This window comes from Myxococcus sp. CA040A, assembly GCF_013336725.1.
Lineage (GTDB): Bacteria > Myxococcota > Myxococcia > Myxococcales > Myxococcaceae > Myxococcus > Myxococcus llanfairpwllgwyngyllgogerychwyrndrobwllllantysiliogogogochensis.
Window position 1 is genome coordinate 1,134,971 of record NZ_JABUMR010000003.1, and the last position, 14,227, is coordinate 1,149,197.

The following is a 14,227-nucleotide window of genomic DNA, read 5'->3' on the forward strand; positions in this document are numbered from 1 at the left end:
AAACATCTGTGTTCGCACGAGGAGTCCTCGGACCATGTGGGAGCGAATGAAGAAGCGCGGCGCGTGGGTGCTGGCGTTGTCGTTGCTGGCGATGACCGCGTGTTCGGATTCGGAGGATGACGCGCCGCCGGACGCCGGGCAGGAGCAGCCCGACGGTGGCGGCACGCCCGACGCGGGGGACTCTGGGACGCAGCTGCCGGCGTTGGAGGTGCCTGAGGGCTGCAACCCGCTGGCGTCGGAGCACGACTGTCTGTTGCCGTACCCGTCGAACTACTTCCTGCAGGAGGACGCGGCGCTGCCGTCGGGTCACCGCGTGAAGTTGACCACGGCGGCGAAGCTGAAGATGAAGGACGGGACGCCCTTTGACTTCACGGACCTGCATCCGGCGGATGGCTATTCGCATGGGACGCAGATGCTCGCGCTCTTCCCGGGAGGCGTGGACGCGACGAACCTGCCGTCGGTGGCGCAGCCCACGGCGGCGACCACGGGCGCCACGGTGGTGCTGGACGCGGAAGCGGGCACGGGGGTGCTGCACTTCGCGGAGCTGGACCCGCGCGCGCCGGATGATGCGCACCGGGTACTGCTGGTTCGGCCGGCGGTGCGGCTGCGCGGTGGCGCGCGCTACATCGTCGCGTTGCGCGGGCTGAAGGCGAAGGATGGGACGGCCGTGCCCGTGCCAGAGGGGTTCCGCCGCATCCGGGATGGGCAGACGGCGGGAGACCCGCTGCTGGCGCCCCTGGCCGCGCGGTACGAGGCGGACATCTTCCCGGCGCTGGAGGCCGCGGGTGTGGCGCGCTCGGAGTTGCAGCTCGCGTGGGACTTCACCACGGAGACGGAGGAGAACGTCACCCGGGACATGATGGACGTGCGGCGGCTCGCGATGGAGGCGCTGGAGGCCACGCGGCCTGTCGTGACGGTGACGGAGGTGAAGGACGAGGTGGACGCGAACATCTTCCGCCGCATCAAGGGGACGCTGCGGGTGCCGCTCTTCACGGAGACGGCGCAGGCGGGGGCGCTGCTGGCGCGTGACGCGCAGGGGCGGGTGAAGCGCAATGGCGAGGCGGAGGTGCCCTTCACGCTCCAGATTCCGCGGAGTGTCTGGGGCCAGTCGGTGGCGCCGGTGCGCTTCCTCCAGTACGGGCACGGCTTCTTCGGCAGCCAGGGCGAGTCGGACGGCTCGTTCGTCCGGCCCTTCGTGCAAGCGACGAAGATGGTGGTGATGACGGTGGACTGGTGGGGCATGTCGCAGGCGGACGCGCCGGGGGTGATTGGCGCCATGTCGCAGCAGCCCGCGCAGACGCTGCGTTTCACGGACAGGGTGCACCAGGGCATGGTGAACCAGATGGCCGTCACCTACGCGGCGCGGACCACGTTGAAGGACCTGGCGGAGCTCAAGGACAACGGGGTGCTCGTGTATGACCCGGACCAGACGTACTTCTACGGCATCAGCCAGGGGCACATCCTGGGTGGGACGTACGTGGCGCTGTCGCCGCACATCTCACGGGCGGTGTTCAGCGTGGGTGGGGCGGACTTCTCGCTGATGATGTTCCGGGCGAAGCCGTTCGCGATGTTCCTCCAGGCGATTGCGGCGGCGGTGCCGGACGCGTTGGACCAGCAGAAGTTCGCGGCGCTGACGCAGACGAGCTTCGACCGCATCGACCCGATTACCTATGCACCGCACGTGGTGACGACGCTGTACACCGGTGGACCGGCGTCGCGTCGGGTGTTGGTGCAGTACGGGCTGGGGGATGCGCAGGTGCCCAACGTGGCCACGGAGCTTCACGCGCGGGCGATGGGGCTGACGCAGCAGTTGCCGGCGACGTGGCGGGTGCCGGAGTTGCCGGTGTTCGAGGGCGCCATCGACAGCGCGGCGCTGGTGCAGTTCGACTTCGGGTTGCCCACGCCGCTGCCGGGCACGGTGGCGGACCTGCCGGCGCAGGACAATCCGGTGCATGAGGGCGTGCGGCGCAACGTGAAGGGCCGCGAGCAGGTGGACCTCTTCCTGCGGCCGGACGGCAAGGTGGAGACCACCTGCGGCGGCGTCTGCCTCGGCGCCAACTGACGTCACTCGCATCCTGCACGGTCCGCGCTCATCGCCTGACGCGGACCGTGCTTTCAGCTTCGAGACCGCCAGTTCAACTCACCCTGTGGCGCTCTTGAGCAGGTGGTCGCCGTAGTCCTCGCGCAGCTTCGTCTTGAGGAACTTGCCGGTGGACGTGCGGGGAATCTGGGCGATGAAGAGGTAGTCGTCCGGCAGCCAGAACTTGGCGAACTGCTTCGCCAAGTGCTCGGCCAGCTCCTCCTTCGTCGCCGCCTGTCCTGGCTTGAGCACCACCGCCGCCAGCGGGCGCTCGTCCCAGCGGGTGTGCCTCGCGGCGAACACCGCCGCCTCCAGCACCGCCGGGTGGCTCATCAGCGCGTTCTCCAGCGCCACCGACGAAATCCACTCGCCGCCCGACTTGATGACGTCCTTGCTCCGGTCACAGATGCGGACATACCCATCCGCGTCCAGCGTGACGACGTCACCCGTCTTGAACCAGCCGTCGGACGTGAAGCGGTCCTGTCCCTCGCCGCCGTAGTACGAGCCCGCCACCCACGGCCCGCGCACCTCCAGCTCGCCCATCGTCGAGCCATCCCACGGCAACGGCTTGCCCTCCTCGCTCATCACCCGCGTCTCCACGAACGGGAGCGCGAAGCCCTGCGAGCCTTGCGCCGCCAGCTGCGTCTTCGCGTCCGCGTGGCGAAGCTCCTGCTTCACCTTCGCCATGGTGCCCACCGGGTTCATCTCCGTCATGCCCCAGGCGTGCGTCACCTCCAGCCCGTGCCGCTGCCGGAAGCCGTCAATCATCGCCGGGGGCGCCGCCGAGCCCCCAATCAACATGGTCCGCATCGCGCTCAGGTCCCACTTCTTCGGGTCCTGGTCCAACAGCGCGAGAATCCCCAGCCAGATGGTGGGTACACCCCCCGCCACCGTCACCTTCTCCGTCGCCATCAACTCCAACAGCGACGGCGGGTCCAGGTGCGGCCCCGGCATCACCATGCGCGCTCCGGTGATGATCGCGTCGAAAGGCAGTCCCCACGCCGCCGCGTGGAACATGGGCACCACCGGCAGCACCGAGTCCGCCTCGCCAATGCCCGTCAAATCCTTCATGCAGCACACCAACGTGTGCAACACGATGGAGCGGTGGCTGAACAGCACGCCCTTCGGGTTGCCCGTCGTCCCCGACGTGTAGCAGAGCATCGCCGCGCTGTTCTCCTCTAGCGTCGGGAAGTCGAAGTCCACCGACTCCTTCGCCAGCAACTGCTCGTAGTCCAGCATCCCCTCCGGCGCGGGCCCCGCGTCCGGGATGACGATGACGTGGCGGATGGTGGGCACCTGCGCCGCGAACTTCTCGAACAGCGGCAACAGCGAGCGGTCCACCAGCACCACCGAGTCCTCCGCGTGCCGCGCGATGTAGGCCAGGTCATTCGGGTGCAGGCGCAGGTTCAGCGTGTGCACCACCGCGCCCATCGCCGGAATGCCGAAGTACGCCTCCAGGTGCCGGTAGTGATTCCAGCTCAGCGTCGCCACCCGGTCGCCCGCCTTCACCCCGAGCCGCGTCAGCGCGTTCATCAACTGACACGTGCGCCGGTGGAAGTCCGCATAGGTATAGCGGTGCGTCGTCTTGTCCGGATTGCGGCTGACGATTTCCGAGCGCGGGAAGTACGTCCGCGCGCGCTCCAGGAAATGCGTCAGGGTGAGCGGGAAGTCCATCATGCGTCCTGGAAGCATCGGCACCGTCCCTTCACTGCGAGGGGTAGGCCACCGATGCTACCGGATGCGCACACGAGCCAGCGTCCCGCGTCACGCGGCTCGTTTGCTGCCGCACTGCGTCAGCCGAAGAAGACCTGAGCGACCTCGAAGAACTCCTTGGGCACCTTCTTGAGTTCCTTCGTCGCGGCGGACAGGTCCACGCTGATGATTTCGTTGCCCTTGAGCGCGGCCATCATCCCGAACTCGCCCCGGGCCACCATGTCGCAGGCGTGGACGCCGTAGCGGGTGGCGAGCACGCGGTCATGCGCGGTGGGTGCGCCGCCGCGCTGGATGTGGCCCAGCACGGACACGCGCGTCTCGAAGCCGGTGCGGCGCTCGATTTCGTGCGCGACGATGTTGCCCACGCCGCCCAGGCGCGGCCGGCCTGCTTCATCCAGCGAGCCGCTGGTGACCAGTTGCTCGTTCTGGTCCGCCGCCAGCTTGATTCGCGTGCCCTCGGCGACGACGACGATGGAGAAGGTGCGCCCGCCCGCGTGGCGGCGCTGGATGTGCTCGGCCACGCGCTCCAGGTCCGCCGGAATCTCCGGGACGAGGATGACGTCCGCGCCGCCGGCGATGCCCGCGTAGGTGGCAATCCAGCCCACGTGCCGGCCCATGACCTCGCAGACGATGACGCGCTTGTGGGACTCCGCGGTGGAGTGCAGCCGGTCCACGGCCTCCGTCGCAATCGACACGGCGGTGTCGAAGCCGAAGGTGAACTCCGTGCCGTTGAGGTCGTTGTCGATGGTCTTCGGCACGCCGACGATGCGCAGCCCCTCTTCCGACATGCGCGTGGCGGCGGACAGCGTGCCCTCGCCGCCGATGGCGATGACCGCGTGGATGCCATTGCGCTCTATCGCGCGCTTGACCTTCTCCAGGCCGTTCTCGACCTTGAAGGGGTTGACGCGCGAGGTGCCGAGGATGGTGCCGCCCCGGTGGAGGATGCCGGAGGTGGTCTCCCGCGTGAGGCGGAAGTGGTTGTCCTCGAGCAGGCCCTTCCACCCGTCTCGGAGGCCCATCATCTCGAAACCGTGGGCGGTGGCGCGGCGGACGATGGCGCGGATGACGGCGTTCAGGCCGGGGCAGTCACCCCCGCCGGTGAGCACGGCGACTTTCATGGGGAAGGTTGTATCGCGCCCGGCGCCATGCGTGCTCGCGAAGTTTGCCCGAGCGCTCTCCGAAGGACGTGGCGACCCCTAGCCGAACACCGAGGGGCGCCGGTGCGTCCAGGGGTGCGCCGACTCGAGCTGCGCGGCCAGCCGGAAGAGGGTGGCCTCGTCGCCGAATCGGGCGATGAACTGGACGCCCACCGGCAGCCCCTCCGGGCTCCAGTGGAGGGGCACGCTCATGGCCGGGTTGCCCGCCATGTTCGCCATGGGGCAGTAGGGCGTGAAGGCCGCCGAGCGGAACAGCGGAGCGAGCGGCTCGTCGGGTGGGGCGGCGAAGGTGCCCAGCGTGGGCGCGGGCTCGGTGACGGTGGGCAGGAGCCACACGTCCACGTCCTCGAAGCGTCGGGCGAAGGCGCGGCCGAAGCGCAGCACTTCGGCCTGGGCGTGCAGGTAGGCCGTCAGGCCCTGGCTCAGTCCGAACTGGTAGAGCGCCCAGGTGAAGGGCTCGAAGTGCTCGGGCTCCGGGGTGCGGCGCATGCGCCGACCCAGGCCCTCGATGCTGTTCACCACGCTGGCGGCCCACGCCGTCATGAAGTGCTGTCCCAGCTCCTCGTCGCCCGGTATCTGCAGGCTGCCTTCGAGGACGGAGTGTCCCAGGCCCTCCAGCAGCCGGGCGGTGGCGGCGACCGCGGCCAGGCACTCCGGGTGGACGGGGGCGCCCACGGCGTTGCGCAGCGTCAGGCCGATGCGCAGGCGTCCAGGTGGCGCGCCGACCTCCATGCTGTAGGGCCGCGTCGTGGGCGGGGCGATGTAGGGCGCGCCCAGGTCGGGGCCCTCGGTGGCGTCCAGCAGGGTGGCGCTGTCTCGCACCGTGCGGGTGAGGGCATGCTCGCCCACCAACCAGTGGACGCTGTCCGTCAGCTCCGGCCCGGTGGGGTTGCGGCCCCGGCTGGGCTTGAGGCCGAACAGGCCGCAGCTCGACGCGGGGATGCGGATGGAGCCGCCGCCATCGGAAGCGTGCGCGAAGGGCACCATGCCGCTGGCCACCGCCGCCGCCGCGCCGCCGCTGGAGCCTCCCGGCGAGCGCGTCACGTCCCACGGGTTGCGACAGGGGCCGTGCAGCGCGCCCTCCGTGGTGGGCAGGAGGCCCAGCTCCGGCGTATTGGTTTTTCCCAGCACGACGAGCCCCGCGCGCAGGTGGCGCTTGACCAGCTCACTGTCGTGGTTCGGTGAGAAGTCCTTCGTGAAGCGCGAGCCGAAGCTCAGCGGGTAGCCCTCCTGCGCGGCGAGCAGGTCCTTGAGCAGGAAGGGCACGCCGGTGAAGGGGCCCTGGGGAAGGGGCGCCTTCGCCCGCGCGCGCGCCGTGTCGAACTGCGTCTGCACGACGGCGTTGAGCTTCGGGTTGCAGCGCTCGATGCGAGCGATGGCCGCGTCCACCAGCTCCAGCGGCGTGACTTCCCCGCTGCGGACGAGCTCGGCCTGGGCGGTGGCGTCGAGGCTGACGAAGGGGTCCATCCGTCGACTCTACTGCTTTCCTCGTCGACACCTTCGCATGCGGGCCGCCACGCATGACGCGTTGCGTTTGTGCGGTATCGGAAAGAGACAGTTGCAGCAGTTGTCACAGACGCGCCTCGTGGTGAACGCGTTCCTGACTCAGGGCTCGTGTTGGAGGTGGGGCTTCTATGTTCGTGTGCGCGCCTCTTTCGCGAGCGGAGAGCCTCCTTGCACCTTCGAGTCTTCGAGTCCGAGCAGGACGCGGCCGTCGCATGCGCCGCGCGAGTCCGCGAGGCGGTGACGTCTCATCCGTCGCTGGTGCTGGGGCTGCCCACGGGGCGCACGCCGCTCAACGTGTACCGGGAGCTGGTGGCGTTGCATGAGCGCAAGGCGGTGGACTGGTCTCGCGCGCGGACGTTCAACCTGGACGAACTGCTCGGGGTGTCGGCGGAGGACGGGGGCAGCTTTCGCGCGTACATGGACCGGCACTTCTTCCGGAAGGTGAATCTGTCGGAGGAGCGCATCCACTTCCTCGACGGCGCGGTGCCGGACGCGGAGACCGAGTGCGCGCGCTACGAGGCGGAGCTGGCGGCGGAGGGTGGGCTGGGGTTGGTGCTTCTGGGCATTGGCGCCAACGGGCACCTGGCCTTCAACGAGCCCGCGGAGCAGTTGCAGGCGCGCTGTCACCGGACGCGGCTGAGCCGGGAGACGCGGGAAGCCAACGCGATGCTCTTCGGCGATGACCCGAGCCGCGTGCCATTGGAGGCGCTGACGTTGGGAATGGGGGCGCTCATCCAGTCGCGGCGCGCGATGCTGCTGGCGTTTGGCGAGGGCAAGGCGGAGGCGGTGAAGGCCATGGTGGAGGGCCCCGTGACTCCGCGCTGCCCCGCGTCGTTCCTGCAACTGCACCGCGACGTGGAGGTGTGGTTGGACAGGGCCTCGGCGAGCGCCCTGTCGGCGCGGACTCAGTAGCGCGTCGGGTTCGCGTTGCGGACGAGGCGCGGCGACATCAGCTCGCGCAGCTTGCCGAGCAGGGTGAGGAACTCCTCGCGGTCTTCCTGGCCGTCCACGGCATCTTCGGCGAGCGAGTGGATGCGCGCGAAGCCGCGGTCATCCGTCGGGGTGGTGCCGCGCAGGAGGTCCGCGGTGCCGGCGACGGCGAGGGCGAAGCGCAGGTCGGAGGAGGCGGTCGACAGGGACTCGCGCACCTGGTGGCGCGGCAGGGTGAAGCGCTGCTCGGCGACCTCGGAGTCGCCGGGCTTCTTGGCGCGCACGCGGACGGTGGCCACGGTGGAGCCTTCTCCGGTGAGGTCCAGTTCGTAGAGCGCGGTGACGGTGTGGCCCGCGCCGATTTCGCCCGCGTCGACGGCGTCCTTGCGGAAGTCGTTGTCGGCGATGGCGCGGTTCTCGTAGCCGAGCAGCCGGTAGCCGCGCACGGCGGTCGGGTCGAACTCCACCTGGATTTTGACGTCCTGGGCGATGACCTCCATGGTGCCGCCGAGCTGCTCCTGGAAGACGCGGCGGGCCTCGCGCTCCGAGTCGATGTAGTAGCAGTTGCCGTTGCCCTTGTTGGCCAGGCGCTCCATCAGGTCATCGCGGTAGTTGCCCATGCCGAAGCCGATGGTGGAGAGGGTGACGCCTTCCTTCACGTAGCGGCTGATGCTCTCCAGCATGGCGTCCGCCGTCTGGTTGCGGCCGAGGTTGGTGTCGCCGTCGGTGAGGACGACGACGCGGGAGACGCGGTTTGCTCCGGCCATGCGGACGGCGTGCTGGTAGGCCAGCTCCAGGCCGCTGCCCATGGCGGTGCCGCCGCCGGAGGAGAGGCCGTCGATGGCGGCTTCGATGACCTTGCGGTCGCGCGCGGGCGTGGTGTCCAGGACGGTGCGCACGTCACCGGCGTAGGTGGAGATGGTGACGGTGTCGGCGGGGTTGAGGCCGGCGACGGCGAGCTTCATCGACGTCTTGGCGAGCTCCAGCCGGTCCTCGCCGTTCATGGAGCCGCTGGTATCCACGAGGAAGACCAGGTGCGTGGGCTTGCGCTGGGCCTTGGCGACGTGGCGACCCTGGAGGCTCACCTTGAGGATGTGCTGGCTGGGGGCGAAGGGGGAGGGCGCGGCTTCGAGCGCGACGTGGAAGGCGCCCTCGTCGGGCTTGGGCTCGGGGACGCGGTAGCGGAAGTAGTTGACCCATTCCTCCACGCGGACGGTGTCGGCGGAGGGCAGCCGGTCGCCCTTCACGGCGCGGCGGAAGAGGGCGTAGGAGGCGGTGTCCACGTCCACGGCGAAGGTGGAGAGCGGGTCGTTCTCGGTGCGGGTATAGGCGTTGGAGGCGAGGCGCTCCTCGCGCTGGCTGGGAGCGGGAGCCTCGGCGTAGGCGCCCGAGTTGAAGTGGCGCATCGGCTTGCGTTGGAGGGAGTCGACAGTGGAGGGCGCGCCGTCGTTGCCGTAGGCGGTGTTCTCTCCGAAGGTGCGCATGCTCTTCCTGTAGGCCACGTCCGGGCTGCCGGCGAGCGACGAGGCGGTTGCCCCGAAGTGCCTGCGGATGTTGTCGCCGAACAGGGTGACCACGCCCACGAAGGCGAGCACGAGGGACAGCAGGGAGTAGAGGACCTTCAAGCGCTTGCTCATGGAGCCTCGGGGCGTGGAGGGAGTCGTCATGCGTGAGCTACTCGTCGCACGAGTGCTTCACGCCGCGCGTCCGTCATTCGCCCGAGGTCGGTCAACGGGAGGAGGTCGGTCATCCGACCGATGCGGCCTCCCGCTCACGTCGGGTTTCAGCTTCGGTCCGACTCCTCGGGTGGAAGGCGACTCAGGCGCCACACGTTCCAGGCCTCAAGGGCCGTCGTGGCCGCGACGTAGAGGATGAGGATTCCTATGGTTTTCGCGGCCCACGTCACGCTGAAGAACATCGCGCACAGACACAGGGCCAGAAGGAACAGGACCAGTCGGATGCCGCTGCGGACGCGGATTGCGGACTGACGGATGCGGGTGGCTCGCTTCATGGTCGACCCGGGACTCGTTTCAGCGAAAGGGTTCGAACCCAACATGCCGCGCGCAAAGTTGTCGAGTGCTTCGTGGCCACGCGGCGTGTCACGGCGAAGAGGACTCGAAAGACAGGTCGCCATGGTGGCGACCCTCGAGGCCGGTCCCTGTTCAGCCCGGTCGCGTGTTCGCGGTGACGGTGGGCTTCGCCTGCGTCGCGCGAGTCGGCGCTTTCGCGGGACCAGCCGCGCTCTTTGGCTTCGCCTTGGGTGCCACCGGTTTGGCGACGACCGCGCTGCGCGCCGGCGCTGCTGACACCTTGGCGACGACCTTGGGGCGCACGGGGGCCACCGGCTTCGCCGCGACCTTGGGCCCCGCCTTCTTGCTCACCGGCGCCACGGCGGGCCGCACAGGTGCCACGGGCTTCGCCACCACAGCCACCACGGGCCGAGCACGCGCCGCCACCACGGGCACTGGACGAGGCGGCGGCTCCGGCGGCCGCGTCCGCACCCAGGCCGTGAGCACCTTGGGCACGTAGTACTCCGTCTCCCCATTCCTCGGCACGCGCCCATCCACCGCGCCAGGCCCCGCGTTGTACGCGGCCACCGCGAGCCTCACGTCCCGGAACCGCCGGAGCTGCTCGGCCAGATATCGCGCGCTCCCATCCAACGCGGGCTCCGGGTCGAACGGGTCCTCCACCCCCAGCATCACCGCCGTGGTGGGCATCAACTGTCCCGGTCCCATCGCGCCCGCCGGAGAGATGCGATGCACCCGCCCCTCCGACTCCACCAGCACCAGCGCCTGCAACAATCCCGCGGGCAGCCCGTGCCTCCGCTCCGCCCGTGCGATGAGCGGCTCCAGCGGCTCGTGCCCATCCAGCACGCACGAGGGCCGGTGCGCCACATACGTGCGCAGCGCGTTCACCTTCATCTCCAGGAACGACAGCGACAGCGGCGACACGTGCGTGTCACCCAGCCACGCAATGGCCGTGTTGATGAGGACCACCGGCGTGACAGCCGCCAGCCCCACCCACGCCCACCACGGAATGCTGAAGCCACCCAGGGCCCGCTTGCGCGCCACGCTCCACCCTTAAGTGCGCTTGGCTCCCCCGTCCAACTTCCGGCGCCCCTCCCGTGTCCCAGGCGGCACTCGCAGTCCGTCCAGCACCAGCGTCGTGAGCGCGTCCGGCAACTCCAGCGGATTGCCGATGTCCTCTTCACTCAACACCGCCAGCAGCAGCCGCTCCACCGCCCCCACCACCGCGAGCCCGCTCACCGCTGGCCGTATCGGCCGCAACAGCCCATGCGTGTGCGCCTTCTGGGTGATATCCACCGCATGCCGCGACACCTCCCGCGCCAGCTGCGCCACCTTCCGCCGCGCACCCACCGCCGGCCCCCGACTCTCCTGGAGGTACAGCCGCACCACGCCGGGGTACTGCAACAGCGCGCTCGCGATGACGGCCGCCATGGCGCGGTACGCCTCGAACATCGCCTCCACGCCCCGCGCCTTCCCGAGCGCCTGGCCGCACGCCTCCAACCCCGAGAGCAGCTCGCCCCGCACCGGCTCCAAGAGCGCCTCCACGAGCGCCGCCTTGTCGACGAAGTACCGGTAGAACGTCCCCTTGGCCACCCCCGCCGCCTGGGTGATGTCGTCGATGGTCACCGCGTCCAGCCCCCGCTCCACGAAGAGCCGCAACGCCGCGTCCTCCAGCTCCTTCCTCCGCTCCCGCCGCGCCGTCTCCCTCGGGCCACCCGGCCGCCCCGGCCGCTTGTCCGCCTCCACGCCCCTGGCCTTCGTGCCGTCGCGGCTCACCATCGTGCGCTCCGACTCATTGCGTGATAGAAAAAGAGTGACCAAATAGTCATGATATTGAGGGCGGGGAGTCGGCCGGGCGCCCCGCTGGAGAGCGACGATGATCGGCATCCCTCTGGGCTGGGCGTACTCCAATTTCGGCGAATGGGCGCTGCACAAGTACGTGCTGCATGGCCTGGGTCGACACCGGGGAAGCTTCTGGGGCTTCCACTGGCACGAGCACCACCAGGCGTCCCGCAAGCACGACATGCTGGATGACCAGTACCTGCGCTCGCTGTGGACCTGGTCCGCGCAGACGAAGGAGCTCCTGGGGCTGGCCGCGGTGGCCCTGGCGCACGCGCCGCTGTTCCCGGTGGCCCCCTTCTTCGTGGGCACCGTGTGGGCGTGCGCGGTGAACTACTACCGCGTCCACCGCCGCGCGCACCTGGACCCCCAGTGGGCCCGGGAGCACCTGCCCTGGCACTACGACCACCACCTGGGCTCGGACCAGAACGCGAACTGGTGCGTGACGCACCCGTTCTTCGACAACCTGCTGGGCACTCGGCGCGAGTACCTGGGCGTGCAGCCCTCGGCCTCCACGGTGCCGGTGCCCATGGGCACGGGGGAACGCCTGACGTCCGCGTCCCCCGCGCACCCGTGACGCGGGGTTAGAAGACGAGGTCGAAGTAGTTCGCCTTGGCACGCACGCCCGCGCACGCCTCGATTCTCGCGTTCCAGTCGCGCGTGGGCAGCGAGCCCCGCGCCTCGAAGGTCAGCTCGAGCGCGTCCTCGCGGGCCATGTCCAGCAGGTTCACCGCGCCGCTGCCGGTGAGCCGGATGGACTGCGTGGGCGACGTGTTGGTGCGGCGGTACTCGCCAATGAGGATGCTCTCGCTGGTGCCCGGGCGGACCACGGAGACGCTGGCGCGCTCGATGCCGCTCAGGTCCGTGCTGGACGTCACCTCGAAGCCCTTGAGCCGCAGCTCCGTCTCCACGTCGGTGTCCTGGGGAAGCACCTCGTCGAAGTCACCCAGCGGGAACTCCATCGAGTACTCGATGCTGAGGGTGCCGGGGAAGGCCGCGGGGAAGTCGACGTCGGGTTCTGCCTTGCAGATCTCCTCGGCCTCCGCCTCGATGAAGAAGAGCGAGTCGCAGCCGGTGGCGACGAGCGCACAGGTGGAGAGCACCAGGGCGCGGAAGGAATTCGTTCGCATGGTGTGTCTCCAGACTCAGAAGAAATAGAAGAGGAAGCCCACCTTCACGGAGGGGATGGTGGCGCGCACGGTGAGGTTTCGCGCGGTGATGTCCGACTCGTCCGTGGCGTCTTCGATGAGCGCGCTCGCGTCGTCCACGCCCATGCGCACGTAGCTCAGGCCCAGGTGCAGGAAGAAGTTGAACCGGTTGGCGGCGCCGATTTCGAGCCCCACGCTGCCGGCGACGTAGTCGTAGCTGATGTCGCGGATGGCGGACGTCGCCGACGTGGGCGTGGCGCCGAGCCAGTCCACCACGTCGTTGTAGTCGGAGCCGAAGTAGTGCCCGCCCTCCACGTTGATGGAGGGGGAGATGAACGTCTGCATCGGAAGGAGGCTGAGGCCGCCCCGAAACCCCAGGCTCAACGTGTTGGTGGTGGGACCTGCTTGCAGCCGCAGCCAGGGCAGGGGCTTGAAGACCGCGGACACGCCGATGCCGTGGGGCGCGCCCGCATCCACCAGCAGTCCCAGTCGGTAGGGCTCCGCGCCCGCCGTCTCCTCCTGCGCGTGGGCGGCGGCCCCGGTGGCCACCGCCACGAGGCAGGCCAGGGCCGTGCCAGGTCGTCGGAGGGATGCCGCACGTCGTCTCGTCGAAGGTGTTGCCATCGTCATGTGCTGTTCCACGAAGGATGTCCGGCCCGGCGAGCATCATTCGGCGGCGAGCGCGGAAACGGAAGTCGCGGGGATGAAAATGATGAGCCCTCGCGGCCGAGGCGCGGAAAGCCCTGGGTTCCTGGCGCGAGGATTCTCGGTGGAGCGGAGCGCTGCCGCGTCATGCGGGGCAGGCAGGCGCGAGCCACCCGCGCGCGTCGACTTCTTGCTGGAGGGACTCGCACGCGCGGTGAAGGAATGATTAGAGTTCAACTTCCAACAACAGCGGTCCGGGGGGGCGAGGATGTCTCACAGCAAGGTCACCGCGCGGAAGCTCACATCGGGCCTCGGATTACCCACGGGCGAAGCCCACACCCTGGTCCTCAAGCGTCGCGCGGCCGTCGTGGTGGAGTTGGACGACCTCAACTTCCACTCCGGCAGCGCCGTGCTGCTGCCCGCGCCTCACGCGCGCGAGAACTGGCGCGAGGGCCACACGGGCGGACTGACGTGTGTCATCCGCGCGCTCGAGTATGCGCTGGAGAAGAAGCAGACGCTGCTTGTCGCAGGGCACACCGACAGCGTCGGAGGGGATGGCTCCAACCGCGCCTTGTCGAAGGCCCGCGCGCAGAACGTCCATGACTTCCTGACGGGCGACAAGGCGGGCTGGGCCTCCTCGTGCGCCGAGCACACGGTGCAGGACTACCAGACGGTCCTCACCTGGGTGGCGGACGAGTACGGCTGGAACTGCGACCCGGGTGGCATCGATGGCCAGCACGGAAAGCGCACGACGGCGGCGCTCGAGGCGTTCCGCAAGGCCGTGGAGGCCGCGCACGGCTCGAAGCCGCCGGACTCCCGCGCGCCGGGCGTGGAGGATTGGAAGGCCGTCTTCCAACTCTATGAGACGTATGTCGCGGGCCGCGTGGACCTGAAGGCCGCGCGGGGTGCGCTGAGCTTCGCCACGCCCGCGGTGCTCGGGTGCGGCGAGGACTGGCCCATCGAAGGCCAGGGCCAGGACAACCTTCGCTCCCAGGTCAACCGACGCGTGGAGTTGGTCTTCTTCGAGGAGCCGCCGCCGGACTTCTCGCGCCAGAGTCCTCCGGGCGCGCAGCTCTACGGGGCCCAGGGCGGCTACCAGCGCAGCTATCTGCCCATCACCCCGCGCCACACCTTCTTCTTCTCTGTCTGAGGCGGCCGTCCTGCCTTCAGCTCGCGTGGAGC

Annotated in this window: 13 protein-coding genes; 4 read left to right on the top strand and 9 right to left on the bottom strand. The window is 69.4% G+C overall.

Annotated elements, in window-relative coordinates; translation table 11 throughout:
* Positions 1-34: 34 nt before the first annotated feature.
* Positions 35-2,062 (top strand): hypothetical protein, encoded by a 2,028-nt coding sequence (locus HUA75_RS16665; RefSeq protein ID WP_174486946.1) that lies wholly within the window; start codon positions 35-37, stop codon positions 2,060-2,062.
* Positions 2,063-2,140: 78 nt separating this feature from the next.
* Here HUA75_RS16665 and HUA75_RS16670 read toward each other — a convergent pair whose 3' ends face one another.
* From HUA75_RS16670 to HUA75_RS16680, 3 genes are all read right to left on the bottom strand, one after another.
* Complete coding sequence (locus HUA75_RS16670; RefSeq protein WP_174486947.1) at positions 2,141-3,772, bottom strand: long-chain fatty acid--CoA ligase; 1,632 nt, start codon at positions 3,770-3,772, stop codon at positions 2,141-2,143.
* 101 nt (positions 3,773-3,873) lie between these two features.
* Positions 3,874-4,911: a 6-phosphofructokinase gene (locus HUA75_RS16675; RefSeq protein ID WP_174486948.1), complete on the bottom strand. Its 1,038-nt coding sequence runs from the start codon at positions 4,909-4,911 to the stop codon at positions 3,874-3,876.
* 78 nt (positions 4,912-4,989) lie between these two features.
* On the bottom strand, positions 4,990-6,417 hold the full coding sequence (locus HUA75_RS16680; protein WP_174486949.1) for an amidase: 1,428 nt from the start codon (positions 6,415-6,417) through the stop codon (positions 4,990-4,992).
* Positions 6,418-6,624: 207 nt separating this feature from the next.
* Between HUA75_RS16680 and HUA75_RS16685 the strand changes: the two genes are divergently transcribed.
* Positions 6,625-7,368 carry a glucosamine-6-phosphate deaminase gene (locus HUA75_RS16685; RefSeq protein WP_174486950.1) on the top strand — a complete coding sequence of 248 codons (744 nt, stop codon included), beginning with the start codon at positions 6,625-6,627 and terminating at the stop codon, positions 7,366-7,368.
* Here HUA75_RS16685 and HUA75_RS16690 read toward each other — a convergent pair.
* The 4 genes from HUA75_RS16690 to HUA75_RS16705 form a co-directional block, all read right to left on the bottom strand.
* Positions 7,362-9,053 carry a von Willebrand factor type A domain-containing protein gene (locus tag HUA75_RS16690; RefSeq protein WP_254627585.1) on the bottom strand — a complete coding sequence of 564 codons (1,692 nt, stop codon included), beginning with the start codon at positions 9,051-9,053 and terminating at the stop codon, positions 7,362-7,364. The genes HUA75_RS16685 and HUA75_RS16690 overlap by 7 nt on opposite strands.
* 116 nt (positions 9,054-9,169) lie before the next feature.
* Entirely contained in the window at positions 9,170-9,397 is a 228-nt protein-coding gene (locus tag HUA75_RS16695) for a hypothetical protein (protein ID WP_174486952.1), read from the bottom strand.
* 151 nt (positions 9,398-9,548) lie between these two features.
* A complete protein-coding gene (locus HUA75_RS16700; protein WP_174486953.1) occupies positions 9,549-10,457 on the bottom strand; it encodes a transglycosylase SLT domain-containing protein in 909 nt (302 codons plus the stop codon).
* Positions 10,458-10,466: 9 nt separating this feature from the next.
* Complete coding sequence (locus HUA75_RS16705; protein WP_174461069.1) at positions 10,467-11,192, bottom strand: TetR/AcrR family transcriptional regulator; 726 nt, start codon at positions 11,190-11,192, stop codon at positions 10,467-10,469.
* 97 nt (positions 11,193-11,289) lie between these two features.
* Here HUA75_RS16705 and HUA75_RS16710 point away from each other — a divergent pair, with 97 nt between their 5' ends.
* A complete protein-coding gene (locus tag HUA75_RS16710) occupies positions 11,290-11,829 on the top strand; it encodes a hypothetical protein (RefSeq protein ID WP_141645038.1) in 540 nt (179 codons plus the stop codon).
* A 7-nt stretch (positions 11,830-11,836) separates the two neighbouring features.
* Here the strand turns inward: HUA75_RS16710 and HUA75_RS16715 are convergent, their stop codons facing one another.
* A complete protein-coding gene (locus HUA75_RS16715) occupies positions 11,837-12,382 on the bottom strand; it encodes a hypothetical protein (RefSeq protein ID WP_141645039.1) in 546 nt (181 codons plus the stop codon).
* Between the two features lie 15 nt (positions 12,383-12,397).
* Positions 12,398-13,030, bottom strand: coding sequence for a hypothetical protein (locus HUA75_RS16720; RefSeq protein WP_174486954.1), 633 nt, complete (start codon positions 13,028-13,030; stop codon positions 12,398-12,400).
* A 283-nt stretch (positions 13,031-13,313) separates the two neighbouring features.
* Here HUA75_RS16720 and HUA75_RS16725 point away from each other — a divergent pair, with 283 nt between their 5' ends.
* On the top strand, positions 13,314-14,195 hold the full coding sequence (locus tag HUA75_RS16725) for an OmpA family protein (protein WP_174467770.1): 882 nt from the start codon (positions 13,314-13,316) through the stop codon (positions 14,193-14,195).
* Positions 14,196-14,227 lie beyond the last annotated feature (32 nt).